Below are 23,975 nucleotides of genomic sequence, written 5' to 3' on the forward strand. Positions count from 1 at the left end.
GAGTGCAGAGGAAAGTTTCCTCCGGATGGCCGGCCCGTCAAGGTTCGGTGCAGAGGCGGGCGATGTGGGGAGCGGGGACGGCCATTTTCAGGATCATTTGGACGGCGGGGGGCTGCGGGGGTCCAGCCGGTGGCATGGGTTTGTCATCGTCTGAGTGTCGGCCCAGGGATTTGTTAGACGGGAGACGGAAGGCGCGCGGGACGGAGAAGGGGGTGGGGGGAAGGGCGGGGAAGCGGCGAACGGAGGGGTGGGGGTGCCGGGCGCTTCCGCCCTGGTCTTCCAGGGTCAGCGTCAGGGCGGCCATGCCGACCACCGCGCCGCGGGCATCGAGCACTGGACTGCCACTGGAGCCGCCGGCAAACTCAGCGGTTACCCCCATCCAGGATTCCTGCTGTCCGTCGTCGTTGCGCTGGGTGCTGTAACGGGTCACGCTGCCGGTGGTAAAAACGTAGAAATTGTCCCCCGGATGTCCCAGGACGGCGACCCAACTGCCGACGGGGGCGTAGTCCCGGCTCAGGGGTAGGGGGGTCAGATCGCGGGCGGCGATGCGGACAATGGCGACATCCGCTGCTTTGTCCGCTGCAAGGATTTCCTTCACGGGATAAACCCGGCCCTGATAATCGGCGGCGGCGAACACTTCCCCCTCTTGTAGCTCGCTGAAGACGTGCCAGTTGGTGACCACAATGCCATCCGCGGCGGCGACCCAAGCTGTGGCATACATCCCTTCCACCCACGTACCGTCTTCGTCCGGGTAAACGCTTCCCAGGAGCAGGACGGCGGGCAAAGCCCGGCGGTACACCTCGTGCGGGCTGAGCTGTTCGGCGGCGGGCGGCGCCAGCTTGCAGGCGGCCTTGCCACCCCGCTGCCACTGCTGCCGCAACTTCTCCGTCGGCAGGCACTCCCCTTTCTCCGCTAGCTCCGTCAGGCGTGCGATGAACTGCTGGTAGAAGCGTTCATCATCGACGAACCAGGGTTCCGGGCGCGTCGGCGGGGCAGGGGCGGGTCGGCGAGCATCGGCACGATCCGCCGCGGTACGGGCCGGAGGAGCAGCCGAGGCGGAAGGCAGCTCCGGGGGCGCGGCGGGGGCCGGTTGCGGCGCGGGAGCAGGGCAGGGCCAGGTCAAAGCAACGGCACTGGCTGCCAGGACCAAGAGGGAAAGCCAGCGTGTCATAGAAATACCCTTCCAAGCCCAGGGCAGGCGGGGAATCATTCCCCCCGTTGGGCGCGGACGGCAGCGTACTCTTTCTCCAGGCGGGCCGTCAACTCCGGCAGGCGATCGATCAAGCGCTTGAGGGGCCGGCGGGGATGGCGGGCCAGGGCGTAGGCCGTCAGCAAGGGCAGGGCGATGGTGCTGTCTACATAACAGGTCACGGAATCGGGCAGCTTGTCCGGATCGACTTTGCCCCAGGTCATCGCTTCGCTGGGGGTGGCACCTGACAGGCCGCCGGTATCCGGCCGGGCATCGGTGAATTGCAGGAAGTAATCATGGCCCGCCTCGGTCAAGCCGAGAACCTCCTGAATCTGCGGCTCGGTTTGCAGCATGAAGTTTTTGGGGCTGCCCCCGCCGAGGATCAGCACGGAACTGGTCCGCCCGGAGGACTTGGCCTCCCAGACGATGGCCGCCGTCTGATTGACATCCCGCAGCGGATCGAGGCGTAACTGGGAACCTTCGAGCTGCAAGGCGGCCAGGTTCATCCCGATGGAACTATCCCCGGGGGAACTGGTGAAGACCGGCACGCCGCAACGGTAACAGGCCGCCAGGAGGTTCTTGCCGCCGCGGCCCGTCTGCTGTTCCCGCTCGTGGAGATACTTGCCGACCAGATGGTGGAACTCCGCCGTGCTGAAGGTGCGCTGGAAGGCCGGTCCCCGGCACAACGTCCGGAAGAAGGCATCGGTGCCCAGGAGATTCTCGTAGTCGAAGACGATGTCGTAAATCCGGATCAGTTGATGCTCCCGCAACTCATAATCCGGCAGGTGGGGGCCGGCCTGGTGCAACTCCATCCCCAGGGCATAGTGGGTATCGTGGTAAAGATTGGCCCCGGTGGAGACGATCCAATCCACGAAGCCCGCTTCGACCAGGGGCACCAGGCAGGAGATGCCCAAGCCGGCGGGAGTCAGAGCACCGGAGAGGGCCAGGCCGACTGTTCCCTCCTCCGCCAGCATCTTGCGGACGAAAAGCTGGCACCCCTCGCGCAGCCGACCGGCGTTGTACGAGAGGAAGGCGGCATCAATCAGCTCCGCCGTGCTCATCTCCGGCGTCACCGGGGGCGGATCAATCCGCTGGCGGCTGATCCGTTGCAAATACTCCCGGCTGCTGGCATTGCCGGGGCGGCGCTCATAATGCGGCTTGTGGGGATGCATGGTCCGTCCTCATGACTCCCGCCGGACTTCTTTGCCTCCGCGGGCCAAAACCCAACCTTTGATCCGCGGTCCGGCAACAGCAATAGGAACAGCAATAATGGCCGTCACGGCACTTCTGGAACAGTAGTTATGGAACAGTATAGGCCGAGGGCAGGGGGAAGCAGTGACATCGGGCCGGGGAGAGGGCCGAACAAGGGCGGGCCAATTCGGACAAGTCCACCCGTCCGGCCAGGAGCGAAAGGTCTTTCAAACTTCCGTGGGCTGGGCGGCACCGACGAGGGTCTCCGTGGGCTGGGCGGCACCGACGAGGGTCTCCGTGGGCTGAGCGGTAGCGGAGGGGGCCTCCGTGCGCTGGGCGGTAGCGGAGGGGTTCCAGGCGGCAAGGGCGGCGGCATAATCCGCGGGCGTGTTGAGGTTGGCCAAGCAGCGGTCGCTGGGGTCGAGAGCGCGGAGCTGGTCCAGGGAGACGGGGCGCACTTTCAGGGCGGCGGGCAGGTCTTGCAAGCGGCGGCTCCCCCCTTCCACCAGGGCGTGCAGCACTGGCAGGCAACGGCGGCGATAGGCGGCCAGCAGCGGCTGCCAGCGCTCCCCCAGATAGGGAACGACGGCCTCCACCGCCGGCTCGTCCTCCAGCCACCGGAGCAACTGCCGCAAGAGCACCGGCGGGACGCCCGGCATGTCCACCGCCAGAACCAGGGCCGCGTCCACCGTCGGCGGCAAAGCGCGCCAGCCGGTCAGCAAGCCCACCAGCGGCCCCGGATACGGCTGCGGATCGCGGACCAGGCGGACGCTCTGCCCAACCTCCGGCGGCAGTGGTGGCAGGGATTGCTCCGGAGCGGCCACCACTACCACCTCCCGGACCACCTCGCGCAGGGATCGGAGCATGTGTACCAGCAGCGGCACGCCGCCGAAGTCCAGCCATTCCTTCGGCTGCCCCATCCGCCGGGACCGCCCGCCGCACAACAGGATGCCCGCCGCGCCTTCCACCTGCTCCTCCTGCACGCCCGCTGCCATCGCCGCCTGGCTTCGCCTCGTTCCTCAATAGGGCGCCGGTGGGAGGCGGGAACCGTTCGGCCTCGCTCGCCATCAGCCCAGGAGAACCGGCTGTTTTCCCCGCCCTCGCGTTCTTCCCCAGCTCTTTCCCGCTTTTCCCCCCGTTCCCCCAGAGACGTTTCAGCAAGGGGACGCCAGAGACGTTTTAGCGAAGGGACGCTATGATGTCGGGGATGTCGGGGATGTCGGGGAACCGGGAAGCCGGCAAGACCGCGAGATCACCGGGAAGATTCCGAGGACCAGGCCCCAGGCACAGGAAAGACTCCGAGGACCAGCCCCAGCCACTGGGAAGACTCCGAGAACTAGCCCCAGAACACGGGGAGAACCTGGGCCTTTCCAGTCCAGGCCGGCTCGCCTTCTGAGGACTCCCGGAACGACCGAAGCGCAGGTGGAGAAAGGAACGGTATGGCGCGGATCATGCTTGCGATCGGGGATGCCGCCGAGGTGCTGGACACCTTCTATCCGCTCTTTCGGCTGCAAGAGGAAGGGTACGAGGTGGTGGTGGCGGGACCGCAGCGGCGGCGGTATCATCTGGTGCTGCACGAGCGGCCGGAGGGGTGGGACATCACGCAGGAGCGCCCCGGTTACACGCTGGAGGCGGGGGCGTGCTTTGCGGAGCTGCGGGTGGAGGACCTGGCCGGTGCGGTGTTGACCGGCGGGCGGGCACCGGAATACCTGCGCTATGACGCTGACCTGATCCGCCTGGTCCGCGGCCTGTACGCCCTGGGCAAGCCGCTGGCCGCCGTCTGTCACGGCATCGAAATCCTCGCCGCAGCGGACATCATCCGGGGGCGGGAAGTCACTACGGTGCCCAAGTGCCGCTACGATTGCGAGTTTTCCGGCGGCATCTACGTGGACCAACCGGTGGTGATCAGCGGTCCGATCGTCACGGCGCGGACCTGGCATGACAACGCCGCCTGGATGCGGGCTTATGTCCAAATGCTGCGGCTGGCTTTAGGCCGCTGAGAGAACGCCGCGGGACAACGGCGGGAAAGGCTTGCAGGAAGCGCCGGCGCACCGCCGTCCTCTCCACGAAGTCAGGCCGCCGAACACCCTTCGCCAGGTGATCACGCTGGCCCAGCCAAGCCCCCATCCCGGCCATCTCGGAAGCAGCAGGCCGGTCCTACCCAGGCCGTCTCAAACCTGGGCTGTCCAGCGAGAGTTAGAGGAAGTCAAGTGCCGCAGGTGTTCCCCCGCGTTGCGCTGGGAGTGAGGGAGGAAGCCGAGTTGCGGCTGGGGGCGTTCTCTTCATCACAGGGAGCGGAGGGCCGAGCGGGGGGAGAAGACGGCGTGAAGTGCGTCCCCTTGACCGGCGAATGGGCCGGATGAGGTTGAACCGAGCGGGCCACTTCCGCGGCTACGCTGGTGTAGGTGACCGGCGTGTCTTCGTAGTCGTAATCATCCAGGTCGTAGGTGCAGACGTAGCCGGGCTGCTGCGCCTTTTCCTTTTCCTCGTAGTAAGCCTTGATGATGGCGTTATGGATTTGCTCGCGGGCGGCGGCGTGGATGGGGTGGGCAATGTCGGCATGGAGTCGGACCCGCCCGTCGCCGAGGCGGACCGCCCGATTCTCGTCGAGCCGAGTGCCGCAGTTGTTGCAATAGCGGGCGCGGAGATGGTTCTTGCCGCCGCATTTGGGACAGCGGTCGGCCAGCTTGCGGCTGGGCATGGCCACAAATAGCCCCTTGGCGCCTTCGATGATCTTCAAATCCCGCACAACGAAGGCGTTGTCGAAGGTGACGGAACAGAAGGCGAGGAGGCGCTCGCTATTCTCCTCACACAGCTTGATGCGCACTTCCGTGATGACCACCGCTTTTCTCCTTGCAAGTCCGATCGGGAGCTAGACTCTGGACCACCACAACACGGGATCGCGGTTCATCCGCCGGCTGCTGGCGGAGGAACTTCTCAGCCACATGGACCGCTTCGGAGCGGGAGCGGCACAGGGCGAACAAGGCCGACCCGCTGCCGGAAAGGCAGGCGCCGAAGGGGGCCGCCTGAGCCAAGCGGCGGTGCAGCCGACCCAGCAGCGGTTCCAGCTCCAAGGCCGGTTCCTGCAACCGGTTGAACAGGCACTCCCCCAGAGCGGAAACCTCTCCGCGGCGCAGGGCCTCCCGCACGCCGGACCCATCCCGTGGCACCGCCGGCAGCTTCACAGCCGCATAAACACGGCTCGTCGCCAATCCCACCGGCGGGCAGACGACCACGAAATGGAGCGGGCATGCCATCCTTTCCTCCGCCACCACTTCTCCCCGTCCAGTGCACCACCCCACCGGAGCCGCCAGGAAGAAGGGGACGTCTGAACCGACGGCTGCCCCCATAGCAAGCAGTTCTTCGTTTGTCAGCGCCAATTTCCACAACCGCTGCAAGCCCACGAGCGCCGCCGCCGCATCCGAGGAACCGCCGCCCAATCCCGCCTGGCTCGGCACCCGCTTGCTCAAGCGCATCCGCCACCCCGCCGCTTTCCGCCCCGCCCGGTCCGCTAAAAGCTCCGCCGCCCGCCACACCAGATTTTCCGGACCGCAGGGCACCGACCCCGCCGGCTCGCATTCCAGATACCGCTCGCCCTCCGCCCCCAGGCTGATCTCCAGGGTATCGCACCAGTCAATCGCCACCATGAGCGTGGCCAGCTCGTGGTAACCATCGCGGCGGCGCCCCAAAACTTCCAGAAACAGGTTCAACTTGGCCGGTGCGGCGAGTGCGACCGCCGTGGAAGATGTGGAAACAAAGAGCGGCGCAGGCCGCTGCTCTGCGGGCCGGAGTGCCACCATAGGTGAATGCTTCAGAACGGCTCGCCAACGGGAAGGGAGCACGCCCATCCTAGGGGCGAGTACCTGGCCACGGCGCGGATCCCTAACATCGCAGCGGTCCACCCGCCGCTGTTGGCCCTTCCTGCCGCGCTCCTCGTGGCCCCCCAGGTCGCCACCAAATCAAATCCCTAGCCCTGACCTAGACCCCATCCCTGAAACGCGGGCGGCACCCTTCATCACTCGACTGCAATTACTAAACGAAAATTTCAACCACGTCAAGAGCAAATCCCCCCTATTCTCAGCAATTTTTTAGCTTCCCCGACCCTGGACCTTTCGCCTTTTCCACCTCCACTGCCAAGACTTCTTGACCACTCACGCAGCACTAACGTAGGAGGAAAGGACAATAGGATGAAATGAAGAGAGGAAGAACACAACCTGGTTCCACCCCGCTATTCCCACCGCTTCCGAGGGAAGGCGGGGATGAGAGCCGCTGAGCCAAGCGGAGAGTCCCGCCCGTGTCACAATCGGTGTCATCATCCGCGAGCTGCCGCTTCCCCCTTCCCGCCGAGGTCGTAGGCCAGATTTACCTGGCCGACAACCTGGCCGTCCTCCGGGAACTGCCCGACGCCTCCATCGACCTGATCTACATCGATCCCCCCTTCAACACGGGCAAAGTCCAGCAGCGGACGCAGCTCCGCACGGTCCGTTCGGAGGAGGGGGACCGCGTAGGGTTCCAGGGCCGACGCTACCAGAGCATTGTCATTGGGAGCCGCCGCTTCCAGGACACGTTCGACGACTACCTGGCCTTCCTGGAGCCGCGCTTGATCGAAGCCCACCGCCTCCTGGCACCTCACGGCAGTCTTTACTTCCATGGGGACTACCGCGAGGTCCATTACTGCAAGGTGCTTTTGGATGCCATCTTCGGGCGAGACTGCTTCCTCAACGAGATCATTTGGGCCTATGACTATGGCGGACGGCCCAAAGACCGCTGGCCGGCCAAACACGACAACATTCTGCTCTACGTCAAAAACCCCTCGCAGCATGTGTTCAACGTCGAGGAGATCGAGCGGATTCCCTACATGGCCCCGGAGTTGGTCGGACCGGACAAGGCGGCGCGCGGCAAATTGCCCACCGACACCTGGTGGCACACCATCGTCCCAACCACCAGCAAGGAAAAGACCGGCTATCCGACCCAGAAACCGCTGGGCATCCTACGGCGCATCGTCCAGGCTTCCTCGCGTCCCGGCGCGCTGGTCCTCGACTTCTTCGCCGGCAGCGGCACCACAGGGAGGGCTGCCCTGGAGTTGGGCCGCCGCTTCCTCCTCATCGACAACAATCCCGAAGCCCTGGAAGTCATGGCTCGGCGCTTCGACGGCATCCGCGGCATCGAATGGATCGGCTTCGACCCTTCTCCCTTCCAGAAACGGCAGCAAGCCCCAAAGCCGAAAACCCTCCGCAAGTGAGCGGCAAGACCGGGAAAAATCCCTGGGATAACAGAAGAATCCTAGGGTGCCCAGGACCAGGAGCTACCTAATATCCGCAGAAATCAAGGAGCCGAAGAAACGGAAGAAGGGGCGGAGGAGGAGCAGGCGGCGGAGGAGGGGTGCTCGTCGAGGAGCCATTCGTCGGCGGGATCGAAAGCAGGCAAGGCGAAGACGATGGTGCGCAGGCCGGCCTCGCTGAGGACGCGATGGCGAACGCCCGGCGGAATCCAGACGGTGCTGCCCGGTTCTACCGGGTACCAGGTGCCGTCGAGTTCAATCTTGCCCGTTCCTTCGAGAATGTAGTACACCTCGGTGGTGCGCTGGTGGTAGTGGAGGAGCGCCTCGCGGATGGTGGTGACGTGGAGGGAGCAGGGGGCGCCATCAGCGGCGGTCAGGATACGCGTGCTGACACCGCAGGGGCAGGGCACTTGAGGAGCTTCTCGCTCGTGCCGAATGAGGAAACGTCCAGGGGCAGGAGGCGTCATGGCGATGACCTTCAGCGCAAGGAGGTTCAGGCCTCGAAGGGGAGGACCGCGTTCCGCGGCGGGACCGCTCCTAGCGGCAGGTCTGGCGGCCCTGGTGCTGGGAATCAGCGGCTGCGCGGGAGGGTCCGATTCGCCGGTGCCGGCAGGGCCGAGCGAGAGTGAGCGCGTCTCTGCCGGGCCAAGCCGCCGGGAAGCGCCGGGCGATACCGCAGGTCCGCCGGGCCAAGCCGCTTGGGTTTCCCTCCAGGGTCAGGTGGTCTGGTCCGGCCCGATGCCCGCCATAGCCGATTGTATGGCCATCCGCACGACGGGGGCAGGGGGAGTGGCACTCCAGGCGGTGCCGCATCCGAACCGCTTGCAGCGGGAGCCGGTCCACGGGGGCGTGGCGGAGGCCTTCGTCTGGCTGGAGCCGTTATCTCCGCGGCGGGACGGGGAAACCACACCAGCGGCTAGCCGCCAGGAGGAAGGAGCAGCCCCTGAGCCGGGCGCGGCAGCACACTGGCCGCCGCTGCACGTGCGTTTGCACAATCAGGCCCTCTTCATTGAGCAAGGGAAGCGGTCCGGGAGACTGGGCATCGCCGCTGCGGGAGCGGAGATCACGATCACGGGGGAAGGGGAGGGCTTTTACGCCTTGGCGGGCCGTGGAGCGGCCTTCTTCCGCTGGGCGGTACCGGCGGGATGCTCCCCTCTGGTGCGCCGCCTGCCGCCGTTGCGCCGGGAAGTTGGCCCCAGCCGGGCCGTAGACGACGCCGTCCCGGCCGATTCCCCCGCCTCGCCCTGGCCGATCATCGAGCTATTTGACGATGCCCGCCGTTACTGGACACGTGCTTACATTCTGGTGTGCGATCATCCCTACGCCGCCGTCACGGACGCCCAAGGCCGCTTCCAGTGGCCGGCGGTGCCCGCGGGAGAGTGGGAACTGATCGTCTGGCATCCCAGTTGGACCGTGCGCCGCCAGGAACGCGATCCGGAAAGCACGCTGGTGGTCCGCCAGTTTTTCACCGCTCCCCACGTCCGCCGCCGAACGCTGAAGCTCTCCCCCATCCCCGCTGCTGCTCCGCCAGTTCCCCTTGTCATCGAGCTGTCCGCCCCGGCGAGCCGCTAATGGCCGGCGGGGGGACGCCCTTCGTCCGCCAGGTCCTCCCATCCCGCCCAAGTCCGACACCTGGCCGCGGCAAGGGATCACAAAGGAGGGCCGAGGAGAAGGCAAGGCGGTCCCCGAACGGCTCAGGCGCCCGGCTCAGGCGCCGTAGTCGATCTCCTCAAAGTTGTGGATGGCGCGTTTCATGATGAACTGCTTGCGCCCTTCGACTTCTTCCCCCATGAGCATACGGAAGAGTTCCTCGGCCCGCTGAGCATCGGAGAGGGTGACGCGCATGAGGGAGCGGTGTTTGGGGTCCAGGGTGGTAGCCCAGAGTTCCTCCGGGTTCATTTCGCCGAGTCCTTTGAAGCGAGTGATGGAGATACCGGCTTCGCCGAGGCGGCGGATTTCGGCAGGCAGGGCGAGCAGGTCCGGCAGAGGAATCTGCTGGGCTTCCCGGATCAAGGTGAAGCGGATGGGGGGTTCGCGCCCGGCGATGCGGGGCAGGGGGAGCAGATCGGCAGGGAGGAAGCCGGCGTCGAGAAGTTTGGCCAAGGCGCGGTTGAGGGCGCGCAACTCGTGCCATTCTTCGAGGGCGTAGTGATCCGCAGCCAGGGGCGGGGGAGAAGAGCCGTCGGCAGGCGAGGCCGCTCCCAGCGGAGGAACCGTTTCCGAGAGGGTCAATTCCTTGCCCAGGGCCTGGGCCTGAGCGCTGCGGAAAGCTTGCAACTCCTGCTGCGTGGCGAACCAGTAGTCCTGACCGGCAAAGCGGACGTGATAGACGGGTACTTCCAGGATGGTTTTGCCGTCGCGTTCGGTGGTTCTGGCCCGGCGCAGGACGCTTTCGAGGGTTTGGCCGCGGCGTTCGAGTTGGCCGACGACGGTCTCAATGTCGGCGAGGATAGGCAAGAGCGGGGCCAGCTCTTCGCTGGAGAGTTCGCGGGGGGGTTGATCGGGCCGAGTGAGGCGCAAGCGGGTGCCGCGCAGGCCGCGCTCGGTCAGCTCCCGGAGCATTTCCTCGCGGGTGGCCACGAAGCGCACCTCCTTTTTCTGGGTCACCTTGTAAAGCGGAGGGCGGGCCACATAGACGTATCCTTCTTCGATCAGTTTGCGCATCTGGCGGAAGAAAAAGGTGAGCAGCAGGGTGCGGATGTGCTGCCCATCCACGTCGGCATCCGTGAGGATGATGATTTTGCCGTAGCGGACTTTGCTGATGTCCTCGACGTTGTCGATGTCGATGCCGATGGCAGCGATGAGGGCGGCGATCTCGTTGTTTTTCAGGAGTTTGTCCAGGCGGGCCTTTTCGACGTTGAGCACTTTGCCGCGCAGGGGAAGGACGGCCTGGAAGTAGCGGTCGCGTCCGCTTTCCGCGCTGCCGCCGGCAGAGTCGCCTTCCACGAGGAACAGTTCGCTCTGGTCGCGCTGGCGGGTGGTGCAGTCCATGAGTTTGCCGGGCAGTCCGCCGCCGCCGAGGATTTTCTTGCGATCGATGAGGGCGTCGCGGGCCTTCTTGGCCGCGATGCGCAGCTCAGCCGCCAGGGCCACCCGCTTGCAAATCCGTGCCGCCTCCTTGGGATTCTTCTCCAAATAGTCGGTCAGGAAGTCATAGACGGCGCTGGCGACGATCCCTTCCACCTCCGGATTGTTCAGCTTGATCTTGGTCTGGGACTCGAAGACAGGATCGGGATGGCTGAGGCTGACGACGGCGGTCAGGCCGGCCCGGAAGTCTTCGCCGCGCAGCTCCAGATCGGGCTTGAAGTGTCCTTCCTTTTTGCCGTAGGTGCTGATGGCACGGGTCAGGCCAGCGCGGAAGCCAGACAGGTGGGTGCCGCCGCCGGGATTGAAGGCGTTGTTGGTATAGCAGCGGACGCGTTCCTCATCGGCATGGGTGTATTGCAAGGCGACTTCCACGATGATGGGCAAGGTGCGCCCGGCGGCATCGGGGAGGGTATAATCCACCTGGCGGCGGAGATAGATGGGGGGATGCTCGACCGTCTCGCCCTGGTTGAGCCAGGCGACAAACTCGGCGATCCCGCCCTCGAAATAGAAGGTGTCGCTGCGGCCGTCGCGCTCATCGAGCAGGGCGATGGTCAAACCCCGGCAGAGATAAGCGATCTCGCGGAAGCGGTCGGCGAGGGTGTCGTAATCGAGGGTGAGGTCGCCGAAGATTTCGGGATCGGGTTTGAAGGTGATGGTGGTGCCGGTCTGGCCGGGGGGAGCGGGACCGAGGTCCTGCAATTCGCTGGTGGCATAGCCGCGCTCGAATTCCATTTTGTACACCCGGCCTTCGCGGCGGACCTCCGCCTCGCACCATTCGGAGAGGGCGTTCATGGCCTTGGCCCCCATGCCGTGCAAGCCGACGGAGACACGGTAGGCCTCGTTGTCAAACTTGCCGCTGGTGCCGGCGATGGTCAGGGCCTCTTCCAGCGCCGACTTGCCCGTCTCCGGGCGGATGCCCACCGGGATGCCGCGGCCATCGTCGATGACGGACACCGCGCCGTCCTTGTGCAGAATGACCCGAATATGCTTGCAATACCCGGCCATCCATTCATCGACCGAGTTGTAGACGATCTCGTAAACGAGATGGTGCAGCCCGGCCGACTGCGTGTTGCCGATGTACATACCGGGGTTCTGCCGGATGTGGGCGGCATCCTTGAGCGTCTTGAGATGCTCTTCAGTGTATTCGCCGTTGGAACGGGTCGCCGAGGTCGAAGCTGCGATCGGGGTTTCGTCCTGTTTCATGAAGCTCCTCTTAACTCCGGGTTCCTATGAGTCCTCGCTTTCGGTTCACCAACTTCGGGTCTATCAGGGTTTCGCCGCCCGCCGGCTTGAGCCGCTGTTCACGGCCTCCGCTCTGGGCCATTCACCGCTTGCTGGTCCAGGCCGTTGCCCATCCCCGGCGTGTCGGGGGCCAGCAGCAGAGCCGCGGGGAAAGCTCACCAAGCCCCGGCGCGGAAGCGGATGTCCGCGATAGTCGTGCCGGGCAGGGCCTGGCGGAGGGCCGCCAACAGCCGGCGTTTGTGGAACTGGTTGAGTTCCTGCATCAGAGGAGCGGCGTTGACCTCCACCTCCAGCACTCCGCGGCGCAAGCTGGCCACACGCGTGTGCTGCCGCAGGGACCGCGGCACGACTGCCTCCAGAGCGGCTTCCCAGGCTGCCTCTAGCCGCAAGCGTTCGCTCTTGCGCCCCCAGCCCCGGCTGACGAACAAGCGGGAGAGGATGTCCGCGAGCGGTTCCGGCCCACGCTCCCGCCGCCCCCCGTCCGAACCGGAGGCTGGCTCGCGCCGCTGGAAGGAATCGTTTGCCATCCCCACTGGCCCTCCTCACGCGGAAGGAAGTTTCTCGGCCCTGCCCCCTCATCGGCGGTTCTCCACGGACATCGGCATCACCAGGTAAACCCACTTGGAAACACCGCCACCGCTGGGAGCGGTCCCATCGCTGGAAGCGGTCCCACCGCTAGGAGCGGTCCCACCGCTCACGTTGAAGCGAAACAGAGCGGGCTTGTCCGCGGCGATCAGTTCCAGCGTCAGCGGGGAACTCGGGGAGGCGTCCGCCGCTGGACGCGAACCTTCCGCCTTTGGCTCGGCTACTTCGTTGCGGGCGATGTTCAAGTACTCGACGAGGAAGTCCGGGTCGAAGGCGACGTGGATGGCGGGTCCAGCGAAGTCCGGCAGGGCCAGCTCCACATGGCCGCTGCCAGTGGCCGGTCCGCGACCTTCCAGAATCGCCACGCCGGGCCGGAAGGAAATGTCCACCCGCCGGCTTTCCTCGTCGGTCATGACGCGGATCTGCCGCACCGCCGCCAGGAACTCCTCCAGTGGCAGGGGAATCTTGATCTTGGCTGCCTTTTCCGTCTTCTCCAGGATGTCACGGTAGGGGGGGAAGCGGCCTTGCACCAGTGTCGTGTAAATGGTAGCCCGCTCGGTGAGGAAGCGGACGTCGTTGGTTCCCAAATAGGCCCGCACCACCTCGCCGTCGTGGGTCAGGACGCGTTCCAGCAAGGTCATCGCGCGCGCCGGGACCAGCGGATGCAATTGCACGCCGGACGGGGAAGCCTGGACTGTGACAGCCGACTCGCAGAGGGCCAGGCGCTTGCCATCCGTACCGACCAGCCTCAAGGCCAAAGAGGCGGAGGGTCCGCTTCCCGCAGCCCCCCCTCCTGTGTCCCAGAGCAGACCCTTGAAGGCATAGCGATCAGTGACATCCTTTTTGGGGATGGCAAAGAGGGTGCGGCGAATCATTTCACGGAATTGTCCGGCTAGGCCCTCGATAACGATTTCCTTGGGGTCGGTCCCTTCGGGCAATTCGGGGAACTCCTCGACCGGGCGCTGGGGCAACTCGAACTTGGCTGTGCTGCCGCAGCGCAAGGTGGCAGTTGCTCCGTCCGGTCCGTCGGAAGACGTTAGGGGCGCTTCGAGTTCGACGCCTTCCGCTCGGCTTTCCCGCAGAATCTGGGTCAACTGGGCAGCGGGCAGGAGGGTACTGCCGGGGCGGACAACCTCGACCCCGCGCAACTCCTGGCGGATACCTAATTCCATATCGAAGGCCGTCAGGGTTAGGCTGTCCTCCCGCGCATCCAGGCGGAAGCAGGCGAGTACTTCCCGAACGGCCCGGTTGGGCAGGGCTGCTCCCGCCGACTGGCAGGCTTCCAACAACGCTTCCCGATTCACACGCAGTTTCATGGCTTCTCCTTGCTCTCATCCTGGAGCTGGCCGCTGGGAGAGCGGCCGGTATCTGGGGTCGTCGATTTCCAGCCGTTCCGTTAGTCTCTTCAACCCATTTTTCGGCTCGCCGTCGGAGCGGTATCCGCTTCCCTCTTCTGTTTGGAAGTCTATCCAGGCAGTGACAGAAGTAATATCCGGCCTGGGCCTGTCGCGCAGGGGTGGAGGAACTGGCGCAAGTGTTTGGGCGAACGAGGTTTGTGGTTCTGTCGGGGGTTGTGGAAAAGTTGGCGCGCCGGCGGCGCGCTTTGGCCGCGCCGTGAGCACAACCCGCGGGGGGAAGGCTGTCCTGCCGATAGGAGGGAGCGGAGCGCGCCTGAAAGTTTCCGCCGCGCTCCAAGCGCGCGCCAGCTTTTCCACAGGGTTAGTCACACGTCCTCCTCTCCCCGCGGCGATGGGGAAACCCCCAGGAGCGGGCGTCATGAGATCGGAATGGGGTCATCCGGGCACATCTCCTAGCGTATCCGGGGCGGGCGGGACCGGCGGAGTCGAAGCGGGGATGCCGCAGCCGGTGCGAGTCTCAGCGCAATCCGGCTTGCACCTGGCGTAAGGCCGCGAGTAGGGACGCATCGGTGTTCAGGCGTTGCTCCACCTTTCGGCAAGCGTGCAGGACGGTCGCATGATCCCGGCGGAAGGCCTGGGCCAAGCGCGGCAGCGACCAGCCCGCCTGGCGCAGCAGGTACATCGCCAGTTGGCGGGGGAGCAGGATCCGGCTCAAACGGCTGCTACTGAGCAGTTCCTGCTGGCTGACCCCAAAGACGGCGCTCACCTGCCGCAGCACTTGCTCCCACAGCGAAGGGCGGGCGGATTGTGCCTCCTGGTTCAGCTCCGCGATCAGAGCTGTCAGCTCGGCCGGGGAAAGGGGTCCAGCGCGAGGGGACCGCTCCTGGTGGCTTAGGTGCTGGCGCAAGCGCTGGAGCTTTCCCACCGCCGAGCGCAGGCCGTCCGCCTCGTCCGCCAATTGCCGCACTTGGGACTCCGTCAGGGGAAGTTGCCAGCGCTGGGCCAAGGCTGCGATGATTTGCCGCCGGCTGTCCGGGCCGGCCGGCCAAAGGGGCACCACCAGGCCTGCGCTCAAGCGAGAAGTCAGCCGCCGGGGTAGATGGCGCAGGTCCGCCACCGTTCGCCCGCTGGTCAGGATTACCCCTTGGCCGCAGGCCCGCCGCTGATCCAGCACCTGGCAGAGCGCCTCGGCATCCCGCCGCGCCAAATGTTGCAAGTCTTCCACAATCAGAAGTCCGGCGCCGACTTCGGCCAGCAATTCCCCGCATTCCGCCGCGGACAGACACCAGGCCGGTTCCTCCGTCCGCTGGCTCCACCAGGCCACCGCACCTTGCATCAACTGGCTTTTGCCGCTGCCCGGCGGGCCATAGATGACCACCGGATAATTCACGGCCCGGCCCTGAGCCAACCGGCGTAAAACGCCCAGCACCGCCTGCACCGCCGCCCGGTTCTCTGCGATCCGGATCACACCCGGCAGCGCGGACCGGCCCCCTTCTCCCGCTTCCCGCCGGCGCGCTGCCGCGGCGGAGGGTGGCCTCATGAGATGGGGCAGGGCTGCCCCTGCGGGGGCCGCTTGGCTCTCCAGGGCCGGCGGGGATATGCCTTCGGCCGCTCGGTCCTCGCTCTTTGCCATAAACCCATCCGCCCTCCGGACCGCGGCGCGACTAACTGCTGACCATTCTAGAAAATCGGCCTTCTTTCGTAAAGAGCTATAAAAATGATACAAGTGTTTGAAAAATAGGGACTTGTGTCGACAGAATCCCTGCCACTCGGACCGCCTCGATTCCAGGGGTGTTTCCAATCTCATCAGGACTTGGTTCGCAGACGGCGGACTGTGGCGATGATCCGCTCGGCGGCGGCGTCGATCTGCTCCAGCGTGTGCAGGGGACTGAAGCTGAAGCGGACGGCGGAGCGGAGACGTTCCGGCCCGACCTGCATTGCTTCGAGCGTGGGACTGGGAAGCAGCGATCCGCTGGAACAGGCGGCTCCGGTGGAGCAGTGGACACCGGCCAGGTCCAGGGCCATAACCAGCAGGTCGCCCCGGCAACCGGGAAAGGAGACGTTGAGGGTATTGGGCACGGCACTTTCGTCGGCGATGGGGGGGCCGTTGAGGAATACGGGGGCGGCTGCCTGGAGGCGATGCCAGAGGTGCTCCCGGAGGCGGCATAGATGCTGGTGGTGCGCCTGCTGGCGCTGGCACATCCACTCCAGGGCAGCGGTCATGGCGGCGATAAGCGGCGCCGGTTCCGTACCCGCCCGTCGGCCCTGCTGCTGGGGGCCGCCCCGCAGCAAGGGAGGAAGCGAGCAATCCCGCCGCACCAGGAGCAGGCCCACACCCATCGGCCCGCCGAACTTGTGCCCCGAAGCCGACAGCGTCGCTACCCTCAGGCGGTGGAAGTGGACCGGTATCTTGCCCACCGCTTGCGCCGCATCGCAGTGCAAGTGCACCTCCGGCGGCAAGGCGGCGGCCAGTTCGGCCACCGGCTGCACCGCGCCCGTCTCATGATTGGCCAGCATCAGGCAGGCCAGGCGGACGCCCGGCGGCACCGGCTCCAGCCGCACCACGCCCCGCTCATCCACCGGCCACCAATGGACCGGCGCGCCTCGCCGCTCCCAAACCCGCACCGGCTCCACCACGCACGGATGCTCCAAAGGGGATAGGATGATCCCCGCTCCCTTTCCCGCCGCCTCCAGCGCTGCGTGGATCGCCCAGTTGTTCGCCTCCGTCGCCCCGCTGGTGAAAAACACCTCCTCCGGCGAGGCCCCCAACAAAGCCGCACACCGTTCCCGTGCCGCCTCCACCGCCTGGCGCGCCGCCCGCCCGCGGCCATGCACCGACGACGCATTCCCCCCCGGTGCCGAGCGCAGTGCCTCCCACGCTACCGGCAGCATTCCCAACGTCGCATTCGCATCCAGATCAATCTCCATCATCGCGCACCACCCGCCGGCCCCCGTCATCTATCCATCCCATTCTAGACCCGCCCTCCTCCCCCGCCTCGGTGCCACACATCATCTCACTGTCATCAGAACGATTCTCTTAATGTAATATAAGGTAGTATTAGTAAAGGAAATCATGAATAAATGATCCACAACATGATGCCAGGATAATATCTGTAAGCATTGTGACTGAGAAGTCATCATCAACCTCGATGCTTGACGGTGTAACAGGGTGGTGATACTATTGGGGTGGGCGGACGTCAGGTTCCAGCCGCGGATGGTGTAAAAATTCCGAGGGGGCTGCTGGCGGTTCTTGGAGCGGCTTGTTCCGGCGCAGTCCGGCGGCGCGCACCAGCAATGAGGCTCAGGCATGTGGGAAGCCTACTGGCAAACGGTACAGACAAGTCAATTGGACTGGGTCATCCTGGCAGTTGGAGCCGTGCTGGTCCTGCTTCATCTCTGGGGGCTGCTCGGCTACTGGCATGGTAAGTGGGTGCTGTTCGTGCAGGACCTGGATCGTTACCGCACAGGGCTGTTGTTGCTGACCGAGCTATTGCCGGTATTGGGGCTGCTCGGCACGGTCATCAGCCTGATGTACACCTTCAAAACCTTCCAGGTGGGAACTGCTGGCGAAACGCTCGACTTGGGACAGATGATCCAAACGTTTGCCCCGGCGATGAGCACGACGATTTCCGGCTTGATCATGGTCGTTATCAATCTGCTTCTCAACGCCGTGCTGTGGTTTTTCTGCCCTGCGGTTGAGGCCAGGCGAGGTTCTTCATGAAGGTCACGAGTGTTATCGCCCGCTTTATCTCGCTGGTGGATGTCGTTCTCATCCTTCTGGGAGTGTTGTTGCTGGTGCTCCTGCACGCTCAGGTGCGCACTCAGGTTCAGCGGCCCCAAGAGGACAAGCGGGACGAAATCCAGAAAGTCGCAGGTCTCGACTTCCTCTACTTCTACGTCGGCTGGAAAGGGCCGGAAAAAGACCGATGCTATTTCCTCGATACCAATCTTAAACTCGGCCGGGAAGTGCGCACCGAGACCGCCGATGACCTCCAAATGATCCTCAAGACACGCCATCCCCAAGGGGAGCGAACCAACCCCGTCGTCCTGCTCCTCTTTAGTGAGGAGGGTTGGTACTCCACCTGGGATAGCAAACGCATTGCCGCCCTGGAGCAGACCTGGAAGATCAAAGTCGTGCCGGTTTACAACGTCCGGTTCCCTCACTAGGAGTAGGCCATGAAAAGCTACCTGCTACTCGCCGCCACGGGCTTGCTGTGGGCCTCTTTCTGGGATAGCCTGCCTTCCTTCGACTGGGATGTCGCCTGGAAGGTGGCAGCGATCACCGCCGGCGTCGCCGCCGTTGCTATTGTCGCTGCCATTGCCTTGCCGTTTGTCGCCATTCAGGCCGGGGCTACGGTCCTGGGTACCGCCGTGGCTGTCGCAGGGATTTCCTTGCTTATCGGCACGGGTGCCGGAATCGCCGCGGGGTTGTACTGGGGAGCCGATGAGGAGGCGAAGTGGAGGAAAGTCATCGAAGAGATCAAAGCCATCTCCAATCAACTGGACATCTACTTTGAGCCAGCAGCGAGCAACTCCCAGCAAGCGGCGGAATTTCGCTGCACTCTCGTGATCTACGAAGAGACCGATTTGAAGGCCCAGAAGCCGGTTTGCACGGAACGGCAAGTCAAGATCGAGGCTGCCGATAGCGAGGAGTTCTACCGCCTCATCGATCAGCAATTGAGAGCCTGGCTGCACAAACCGGTGCTGGCGGACCAGGACAACAAATCGCGCCGGGTGAAAATCTACATGCGCCCCTATCCGGGGGAAGGAGTCTATGAGCGCCTCCGGCAGCTTGTGGACAACAACGGCATTCGCAACTGCGTTGTGGAACGAAGCGAGCAGAGCTGGACATCTGCTAGGCCGACCAACTGATAACCGCCATCTTGTCCCCGCTCCGACCGGGACGCCGCACCCATGATGGCCATTTGGCAAGAGATTGTCAACTTCTGGAACTGGCTGACGAGTCCGTCGGTCATTCCCTGGGTGGGGATGGCTGCGGCGGTACTGGCTGCTCTGAGCGTGGACCCCAAGGGGTGGCTGAAGGCGCCGGGGCAAGGCTTGCGGCGGGCCGGGCAGGTGGCCCTCCTATGGCTGGTCCTCGTGTGGCTCTTCCCATGGACTTCCTGCTCTAAGACCAATGGTACGGGCGGTAGTTCTGGCTCAGGGGATGGGGGAGAGCTGCCCCCACCCACGCCACCTCAACCAGATGGTCGTACCCCCACGGATTTGCTCCAGACGCTGGAACAGGCGGACCTGGTGATTCGGTTCGTTCCGCTGCCCAATGATCCAGCCACTGCCCAGGAGTTCGCCTGCGACCTGCATTACAAGGATGAAGCGAAAGGCTCCCAGGCGATCTCAATTCGCGCCACGAAGATGCAGGATTTCGACAGGCAGCTCGAACAACACCTCCGCAAAGTGCCCCTCCCCCGCAAGACTCCCAAAGTCGTGGTCTTCCAATCTCCTTCTCCAGGGGAAAACGTACTGCGGCGTATCCGGGAGAAGATCACGGCCAGCCTGCCCAATCCCACCGTGGAGGAGTCCCAACCTCCCGAAGCCGACGCGAAGAAATGACGGAGAGATGACACATGAAACCGATGCACGCGCTTAACCTCGGCGTCTATGGCTGTATCCGAGCCGGTAAGACGCTCTTCCTCTACCAGCTCCTCCGCTATTGGCAGCAGAAGCAACAGGTGATTCAGCTTTCGGACAAAGGCGTGAAATTCCTGGAGACCGTCCAAAGCGAAATCGAAAGATACAAAGGCTCGCTGCCCACGATGAGCAACTGGGGCGAAATCCCGGTGCAGGTCCGCCGAGGGGACAGCCAGCCGGACTGGGACCTGACCTTCCGCGATCTCACCGGCGAATGGCTCGAAAAGGGCGTGGATAAACTCGACTCCGCAGACCGTGATAACCTGATCCAGGAGCAGGTCCGCCAATGTGACGCCTTCCTCTTCTTCTTCAATCCGGTCCATCCCGAATACCAAAAAGACCTCGATGAGTATTACCAACGGGAGTTCCAGCGGGCGGAAAAGTTCCTCGAATACGTCCTGAAGGAACGCCAGAACCAGCATCTGCCCACCGTCTTCGTGCTGACCTGCAAGGACCAGTGGGAAGATCGCTCCGACATCCGCGTGAAACTCCAGAATTGGATCGAGCGGGTGCACCGCAAGCTCCAGGAGCTGTACGACCATTATTTGCGCGGCCACTATCCGCAAGAGTTTGTCGAGCAGCAAGGTGTTTTCCTGGAAGTGTGTTCCACGGGCCGCAGTCCCCAAGATAACCAGCAACTGGAGAAGGTGGTCGATCGCCTGGCGGATCTGGTGCACCGCTCCCGCCGCCAGCGGCAGCAAATCCGCCGCCGGGGTCTGCGTGCTCTGCTGCTGAGCGTTGCGGTTCTCGCGGGCCTGGGGGGCTTAGGCTGGTGGTTGGTCAACAGGGAGCCACCCACCCCGCCGTCTCTCCCGACGCCTCCCATCGAGGTACGCCTCCGCGAGCTGGAAGAGCTGCTGAAGACTCATCCGACGGCAGCGCGTCTCCCCTCCGTCAAGGAGGCCGAGGAGATCAACAAGCATCTCGCCTGGCTGGTCCCGGAGCTGGATCCCAACGCCAGCGGCGCGGCGGATGTGGCCGAATCGACCCGCCAACACATGCGTGAACTTTTGGAGCGCACCAGCCAGCTTATCCTGGAGAAAACCCGCAAGGCGGACCCCACCCCGGAGGCGCTCGCGGTCCTGGCGGCCTACCTCAAGAAGCTGCCGGATGCCAGCGACATCTCCCCTCCGTTGGCTCAAGCCCAGCAGCGCTACTGGGAGTTGCAGCGCACCGCCTGCCTCCAGCAGCTCGCTGAGATCATCCGCCGACGCCAGGAGGTCGCCTCGCCACCCCTCGATACCTTTGTGGAACTCGCCAACAAACTGCGGGAGATGGAACAGCAGGTTCGGCAAGATGAGGTCTTCCTCCCCCAAGCGCGCCGCAACCTGCGGGAACAGCTCCAGACCGCTGCCACCTTCTGCGAAGACCGCCTCAAGCAGAAGGGCTACACCGTACACTTCCGCGTGACCTCGGCCCACTGTGTCCTGAAAGAGGAAGAGGAAGTGACCTGGAGAGGCCTAAACTTTGCATCCCCCGGATATCCTTTCATACCACCCCCTTACGGCCTCGTGCCCAAAGCCGAAGGTCCCGGCAAAATCCCGTGCGCCACCATCCAGCCCTCCTATCCCCTCCGCATCGGCTTAGGCACACCGGTCGAGTGTGCTCTGTACATCTGGGAGGCCTCCGAGCAACAGTGGCGAATGTGGCACAAGTTCAACTTGACTACCGAGCCAGGTCCTTATGCTCCTTTAGGCATGCCTCTGCATCCCGCGGATGGGGAGAAACGAGAAATCTCCCTCCGCTACGAGAACCATGAAGTGAACCTGGAGTTCTTCAACTTCCAGCCGATTCCCGCTTTGCTTCGTGAAGCTGTGGCGCTGGCCAGGAAGGAGAAGAAGTCATGACCACTCCGGCTACTTCTGGTTCCCTCACACCCCAGAACTCCCAGAGCGACATCCAGCCGGAATATACCTTTGAGATCGAACGGCGGCCCGGCCAGGGTTACACGGTGACCGCTTCACATGGGACGCGAGCGGACCAATGGAAAGAAACCGCCCTGAAACTGCTCGACGATATTGGCCAGCCGGACCCCAAGGAACCGCAGCGGCACCGCTGCGTCCCGCATGCGGGATACTGTGTGCATGTTTCCGTCCAGCTTCAACCGGATGGGACCGCCCAGATTCGGCAGGAGTGGTTCCGGAGGATTCCCTCGGCTGCGTACTCCGGCTCCTGGCGTAGGGCCGCCAAGGCTCTCCTCCTCTGCTTCCTCCTCGGCGTCGGGGCGGGAGCCTTGGCCGGGTATTCCCTGGGCAAGCAGTCGCCTCCCCCATCGACAACGGCTCAGCAACAAGAGAAAAAAGGAGAGCAACCGCCGCCTTCCCCGCCCCGAGACGAAACTCTGAAGACACTCCGCGACAGCTTGGTCCGTAACCAGGAAATGCTGCAAGCCCTGAAACAGTTCCTGGCCCAGGAAGGACTGGCTGCCCCCAAGGAGGGCGTCAGCGAGAGGAAGCGCTCCATCCAGGTGTTGGTGGACCTGGACCCCCCCCGGCCCCCCGGCATCCGAGAATCCCTCCTCCTCGATAACCAGCAAGTCCGCCAGTTGCTCGATTTGCTCCAGGACTTGCTCGATGCACCCCAAAAGTTAGAAAAACTCAATAATCCAGGGAACACCAAGCCTCAGAGTTCGGGTTCTGAGAAGTGGTGAATGGGTTGTTCTGGTCCTTGCTCAAGGAGTTTTCCAATGTCCAAACTGCGAGGTCTTGTGCTGCTACTGGCTCTGTGTTGGCCCCTCGGCACTCTCGGCTGCGGCAGCGGGGCTGATACGAAATCGACCAAGACGCCCGAGCCGACGAAAACAACGCCGCCCATTCCGCCGGGGAAATAAAAACAAAGGGTTGGCCAAGTCCGGGGCAGGCGTTTTTCCCCATCGGGAAGCGGGGCCTGCGCGGCGCGCGGGTCACCCCCCTGGCTCCGCCTTGCTCGTGCCGTTTCGCCTTCCCCGCTCCGTCGTTCTCTCCCCTTTTCCCTCCGTCGTTTTGGCTCCCCTAGCAAAGCCTGGCGGGATTGTCGCATCTGCGCGGCGCCACCTCCGCCGTCCCGCCGTCATTTTGGCCAGGTTCTCTTCGTCCGTTGCACTGTGTGAAGTATTCTCCCCATGAGCCGTTGTCCGAGCTAGTAACCCTGGGGGCAGCCGTGACCGGGGCGGAGGCGATCGGCTAGGCCGGGGGGTGATCGTTGCGAAACTCCGCGGATACGCCGGCGGCCAGATTTGTGTCGATGTCTGTCGATTTCCGAGGGCAGAGTTATGACTCCGGGTTCGATTGTGCGATTCCGCAACCGGGATTGGGTTCTCGTGCCGAGCGATGTGGGGGAACCGTTGCTGTGGCTCCGTCCCTTAGCAGGCACGACGGAGGACATCGTGGCCGTGGATCGGCGGCTCTGCGACCTGCTGGGATGCACCATGTGGAGGAGGATCTGAAGGACATCCACCGTCCGCAGGGAGAGATCGTCGATCCGCTCGACCCGGAGGGCTACGCCCGACGCGCGGCGGCCAGCGCCTTCCCCGGTGAGACCTTCCGTGTGCTCAAGGAGAAAGAACTGCGGCAATTCGGCGCATACCGAACTCGCCGCCTGGTGCTCGAGGCGTGGAACAGGTTAAAATGACAGGCATGGCCGAGATTCCCTCCCTGCCGCCGATTCCCAGGCGCCTGCGCCGCGAACCTCTCATCGAGGCCATCTGGCAGGCGGTTTTCGAGAAGCTCCCGGTTCCGGGGGACTTTCTCGCCGGGATTCTCTACGCCGAGCTGTGCCAGGGCCGCCAGGATTGGCAGTCCCAGCGTTTGCCCACCGCCGACATTCCCGCCGCCGTGGCCGAGCAGAATCCCCACCTGCGCTATGCGGCGAAGTATCGGATCGAGGTCCCCGGCGAGCCGGTCTTGTATCAAGTGGGCGACCGGATCGTGTCGGTGCACTGTCTGCGTCCCTATATAGGGTGGTCCGCCTTTCGGGAGAAAATTGGGAGAGTGCAGGAGGCGTTGGCCAAAACCGGCTCGATTCCCGGCCCCGCGCGGCATATCCTGCGCTACCCGGATTTCGTGCCGCTGAAGGAGATGCCGGACCTGAGCGGCTTACAGGTGCAGCTGGCGATTGGCCAGCAGGTGATTCGGGGTGAGCCTCTGGAGTTACGGGTGGAGCTGGCCTACCAGGGTCATGTGCACACGCTGCGGGTGGTGACGCAGGCGCGGGTCCGCCTGGGGGAGGGAACGGACAAGCAGGAAGGCACAGTGGTGGACCTGGAGACGCGGGCGGATTGCTCGCAGGACTGGTCACGGATTGCCGAGCAGTTGGACGGGATGCACCAGGCGTCCAAAGCGTTGTTTTTCCAGCAGCTTTTCCAGCCCGAAATGATCGCCCGCTGGGAGCCGGAGTATTGAGGGAGGGTAAGTCA

The 23,975-nt window shown here is 64.3% G+C and carries 24 protein-coding genes; 13 read left to right on the forward strand and 11 right to left on the reverse strand.

Translation table 11 applies throughout. The features are described from left to right. Positions 1-37: 37 nt before the first annotated feature. From H0921_RS10760 to mobA, 3 genes are all read right to left on the reverse strand, one after another. Positions 38-1,171, reverse strand: a complete 1,134-nt coding sequence (locus H0921_RS10760) for a S1 family peptidase (protein WP_194538088.1) — start codon at positions 1,169-1,171, stop codon at positions 38-40. A 35-nt stretch (positions 1,172-1,206) separates the two neighbouring features. After that, entirely contained in the window at positions 1,207-2,361 is a 1,155-nt protein-coding gene (locus tag H0921_RS10765; protein WP_194538089.1) for a homospermidine biosynthesis protein, read from the reverse strand. A gap of 246 nt (positions 2,362-2,607) precedes the next feature. Then, on the reverse strand, positions 2,608-3,375 hold the full coding sequence (gene mobA, locus H0921_RS10770) for a molybdenum cofactor guanylyltransferase (RefSeq protein ID WP_194538090.1): 768 nt from the start codon (positions 3,373-3,375) through the stop codon (positions 2,608-2,610). A gap of 444 nt (positions 3,376-3,819) precedes the next feature. On the opposite strand from mobA, the gene H0921_RS10775 reads away from it, so the two are divergent. Next, positions 3,820-4,380 (forward strand): DJ-1/PfpI family protein, encoded by a 561-nt coding sequence (locus tag H0921_RS10775; RefSeq protein ID WP_194538091.1) that lies wholly within the window; start codon positions 3,820-3,822, stop codon positions 4,378-4,380. A gap of 206 nt (positions 4,381-4,586) precedes the next feature. On the opposite strand, the gene H0921_RS10780 is transcribed toward H0921_RS10775, so the two are convergent. After that, positions 4,587-5,222, reverse strand: coding sequence for a SpoVG family protein (locus tag H0921_RS10780; RefSeq protein ID WP_194538092.1), 636 nt, complete (start codon positions 5,220-5,222; stop codon positions 4,587-4,589). Beyond that, positions 5,188-6,180 (reverse strand): 4-(cytidine 5'-diphospho)-2-C-methyl-D-erythritol kinase, encoded by a 993-nt coding sequence (gene ispE / locus H0921_RS10785; RefSeq protein WP_194538093.1) that lies wholly within the window; start codon positions 6,178-6,180, stop codon positions 5,188-5,190. The genes H0921_RS10780 and ispE overlap by 35 nt, the downstream gene beginning before the upstream one ends. A gap of 506 nt (positions 6,181-6,686) precedes the next feature. Here ispE and H0921_RS10790 point away from each other — a divergent pair. Continuing rightward, on the forward strand, positions 6,687-7,622 hold the full coding sequence (locus H0921_RS10790) for a DNA-methyltransferase (protein ID WP_194538203.1): 936 nt from the start codon (positions 6,687-6,689) through the stop codon (positions 7,620-7,622). 83 nt (positions 7,623-7,705) lie between these two features. Here the strand turns inward: H0921_RS10790 and H0921_RS10795 are convergent, their stop codons facing one another. Next, entirely contained in the window at positions 7,706-8,128 is a 423-nt protein-coding gene (locus tag H0921_RS10795; RefSeq protein WP_194538094.1) for a cupin domain-containing protein, read from the reverse strand. Here H0921_RS10795 and H0921_RS10800 point away from each other — a divergent pair. After that, positions 8,127-9,233: a hypothetical protein gene (locus H0921_RS10800; protein ID WP_194538095.1), complete on the forward strand. Its 1,107-nt coding sequence runs from the start codon at positions 8,127-8,129 to the stop codon at positions 9,231-9,233. The two genes, H0921_RS10795 and H0921_RS10800, sit on opposite strands and share 2 nt — an antisense overlap. Positions 9,234-9,368: 135 nt before the next feature. Here H0921_RS10800 and H0921_RS10805 read toward each other — a convergent pair whose 3' ends face one another. The 5 genes from H0921_RS10805 to H0921_RS10825 all read right to left on the reverse strand — a co-directional run bounded on the left by H0921_RS10805 (position 9,369) and on the right by H0921_RS10825 (position 16,864). Beyond that, positions 9,369-11,951, reverse strand: coding sequence for a DNA gyrase subunit B (locus tag H0921_RS10805; RefSeq protein ID WP_194538096.1), 2,583 nt, complete (start codon positions 11,949-11,951; stop codon positions 9,369-9,371). A 194-nt stretch (positions 11,952-12,145) separates the two neighbouring features. Continuing rightward, positions 12,146-12,517, reverse strand: a complete 372-nt coding sequence (locus H0921_RS10810; protein WP_194538097.1) for a DUF721 domain-containing protein — start codon at positions 12,515-12,517, stop codon at positions 12,146-12,148. Between the two features lie 48 nt (positions 12,518-12,565). Further along, entirely contained in the window at positions 12,566-13,891 is a 1,326-nt protein-coding gene (gene dnaN / locus H0921_RS10815; RefSeq protein WP_194538098.1) for a DNA polymerase III subunit beta, read from the reverse strand. Between the two features lie 559 nt (positions 13,892-14,450). After that, positions 14,451-15,566: a DnaA/Hda family protein gene (locus H0921_RS10820; RefSeq protein ID WP_194538099.1), complete on the reverse strand. Its 1,116-nt coding sequence runs from the start codon at positions 15,564-15,566 to the stop codon at positions 14,451-14,453. A gap of 173 nt (positions 15,567-15,739) precedes the next feature. Beyond that, positions 15,740-16,864, reverse strand: coding sequence for a cysteine desulfurase family protein (locus H0921_RS10825; RefSeq protein WP_194538100.1), 1,125 nt, complete (start codon positions 16,862-16,864; stop codon positions 15,740-15,742). 376 nt (positions 16,865-17,240) lie between these two features. On the opposite strand from H0921_RS10825, the gene H0921_RS10830 reads away from it, so the two are divergent. From H0921_RS10830 to H0921_RS10875, 10 genes are all read left to right on the forward strand, one after another. Beyond that, positions 17,241-17,654 carry a MotA/TolQ/ExbB proton channel family protein gene (locus tag H0921_RS10830; protein WP_194538101.1) on the forward strand — a complete coding sequence of 138 codons (414 nt, stop codon included), beginning with the start codon at positions 17,241-17,243 and terminating at the stop codon, positions 17,652-17,654. Further along, complete coding sequence (locus tag H0921_RS10835) at positions 17,651-18,100, forward strand: hypothetical protein (RefSeq protein ID WP_194538102.1); 450 nt, start codon at positions 17,651-17,653, stop codon at positions 18,098-18,100. Before H0921_RS10830 ends, H0921_RS10835 begins: the two co-directional genes overlap by 4 nt. A 9-nt stretch (positions 18,101-18,109) precedes the next feature. Next, the gene (locus H0921_RS10840; protein WP_194538103.1) at positions 18,110-18,805 is read left to right on the forward strand and encodes a hypothetical protein; all 696 of its coding nucleotides are present in this window, start codon (positions 18,110-18,112) and stop codon (positions 18,803-18,805) included. Positions 18,806-18,847: 42 nt separating this feature from the next. Beyond that, positions 18,848-19,504: a hypothetical protein gene (locus tag H0921_RS10845; protein ID WP_194538104.1), complete on the forward strand. Its 657-nt coding sequence runs from the start codon at positions 18,848-18,850 to the stop codon at positions 19,502-19,504. Between the two features lie 14 nt (positions 19,505-19,518). After that, entirely contained in the window at positions 19,519-21,429 is a 1,911-nt protein-coding gene (locus tag H0921_RS10850; RefSeq protein ID WP_194538105.1) for a TRAFAC clade GTPase domain-containing protein, read from the forward strand. Beyond that, the gene (locus H0921_RS10855) at positions 21,426-22,232 is read left to right on the forward strand and encodes a hypothetical protein (protein WP_194538106.1); all 807 of its coding nucleotides are present in this window, start codon (positions 21,426-21,428) and stop codon (positions 22,230-22,232) included. The genes H0921_RS10850 and H0921_RS10855 overlap by 4 nt, the downstream gene beginning before the upstream one ends. A 36-nt stretch (positions 22,233-22,268) precedes the next feature. Next, positions 22,269-22,412: a hypothetical protein gene (locus tag H0921_RS10860; protein WP_194538107.1), complete on the forward strand. Its 144-nt coding sequence runs from the start codon at positions 22,269-22,271 to the stop codon at positions 22,410-22,412. A gap of 420 nt (positions 22,413-22,832) precedes the next feature. Continuing rightward, positions 22,833-23,006: a hypothetical protein gene (locus H0921_RS10865; RefSeq protein ID WP_194538108.1), complete on the forward strand. Its 174-nt coding sequence runs from the start codon at positions 22,833-22,835 to the stop codon at positions 23,004-23,006. Further along, positions 22,991-23,191, forward strand: a complete 201-nt coding sequence (locus H0921_RS10870) for a hypothetical protein (RefSeq protein WP_194538109.1) — start codon at positions 22,991-22,993, stop codon at positions 23,189-23,191. Before H0921_RS10865 ends, H0921_RS10870 begins: the two co-directional genes overlap by 16 nt. Next, positions 23,188-23,961: a TIGR04255 family protein gene (locus H0921_RS10875; RefSeq protein WP_194538110.1), complete on the forward strand. Its 774-nt coding sequence runs from the start codon at positions 23,188-23,190 to the stop codon at positions 23,959-23,961. Before H0921_RS10870 ends, H0921_RS10875 begins: the two co-directional genes overlap by 4 nt. Positions 23,962-23,975: the final 14 nt, after the last annotated feature.

Source organism: Thermogemmata fonticola (genome assembly GCF_013694095.1).
GTDB lineage: Bacteria > Planctomycetota > Planctomycetia > Gemmatales > Gemmataceae > Thermogemmata > Thermogemmata fonticola.

Bases quoted from the DNA above. Each gene is read 5' to 3' on its own strand.
- H0921_RS10845 (WP_194538104.1), top strand. From the start codon at position 18,848: ATGATGGCCATTTGGCAAGAGATTGTCAACTTCTGGAACTGGCTGACG.
- H0921_RS10865 (WP_194538108.1), top strand. From the start codon at position 22,833: ATGACTCCGGGTTCGATTGTGCGATTCCGCAACCGGGATTGGGTTCTC.
- H0921_RS10775 (WP_194538091.1), top strand. From the start codon at position 3,820: ATGGCGCGGATCATGCTTGCGATCGGGGATGCCGCCGAGGTGCTGGAC.
- H0921_RS10820 (WP_194538099.1), bottom strand. From the start codon at position 15,566: ATGGCAAAGAGCGAGGACCGAGCGGCCGAAGGCATATCCCCGCCGGCC.
- H0921_RS10765 (WP_194538089.1), bottom strand. From the start codon at position 2,361: ATGCATCCCCACAAGCCGCATTATGAGCGCCGCCCCGGCAATGCCAGC.
- H0921_RS10840 (WP_194538103.1), top strand. From the start codon at position 18,110: ATGAAAAGCTACCTGCTACTCGCCGCCACGGGCTTGCTGTGGGCCTCT.
- H0921_RS10855 (WP_194538106.1), top strand. From the start codon at position 21,426: ATGACCACTCCGGCTACTTCTGGTTCCCTCACACCCCAGAACTCCCAG.
- H0921_RS10760 (WP_194538088.1), bottom strand. From the start codon at position 1,171: ATGACACGCTGGCTTTCCCTCTTGGTCCTGGCAGCCAGTGCCGTTGCT.
- H0921_RS10875 (WP_194538110.1), top strand. From the start codon at position 23,188: ATGACAGGCATGGCCGAGATTCCCTCCCTGCCGCCGATTCCCAGGCGC.
- H0921_RS10850 (WP_194538105.1), top strand. From the start codon at position 19,519: ATGAAACCGATGCACGCGCTTAACCTCGGCGTCTATGGCTGTATCCGA.
- H0921_RS10805 (WP_194538096.1), bottom strand. From the start codon at position 11,951: ATGAAACAGGACGAAACCCCGATCGCAGCTTCGACCTCGGCGACCCGT.
- H0921_RS10810 (WP_194538097.1), bottom strand. From the start codon at position 12,517: ATGGCAAACGATTCCTTCCAGCGGCGCGAGCCAGCCTCCGGTTCGGAC.
- H0921_RS10835 (WP_194538102.1), top strand. From the start codon at position 17,651: ATGAAGGTCACGAGTGTTATCGCCCGCTTTATCTCGCTGGTGGATGTC.
- dnaN (WP_194538098.1), bottom strand. From the start codon at position 13,891: ATGAAACTGCGTGTGAATCGGGAAGCGTTGTTGGAAGCCTGCCAGTCG.
- ispE (WP_194538093.1), bottom strand. From the start codon at position 6,180: ATGGTGGCACTCCGGCCCGCAGAGCAGCGGCCTGCGCCGCTCTTTGTT.
- H0921_RS10800 (WP_194538095.1), top strand. From the start codon at position 8,127: ATGGCGATGACCTTCAGCGCAAGGAGGTTCAGGCCTCGAAGGGGAGGA.
- H0921_RS10795 (WP_194538094.1), bottom strand. From the start codon at position 8,128: ATGACGCCTCCTGCCCCTGGACGTTTCCTCATTCGGCACGAGCGAGAA.
- H0921_RS10860 (WP_194538107.1), top strand. From the start codon at position 22,269: ATGTCCAAACTGCGAGGTCTTGTGCTGCTACTGGCTCTGTGTTGGCCC.
- H0921_RS10825 (WP_194538100.1), bottom strand. From the start codon at position 16,864: ATGATGGAGATTGATCTGGATGCGAATGCGACGTTGGGAATGCTGCCG.
- mobA (WP_194538090.1), bottom strand. From the start codon at position 3,375: ATGGCAGCGGGCGTGCAGGAGGAGCAGGTGGAAGGCGCGGCGGGCATC.
- H0921_RS10830 (WP_194538101.1), top strand. From the start codon at position 17,241: ATGTGGGAAGCCTACTGGCAAACGGTACAGACAAGTCAATTGGACTGG.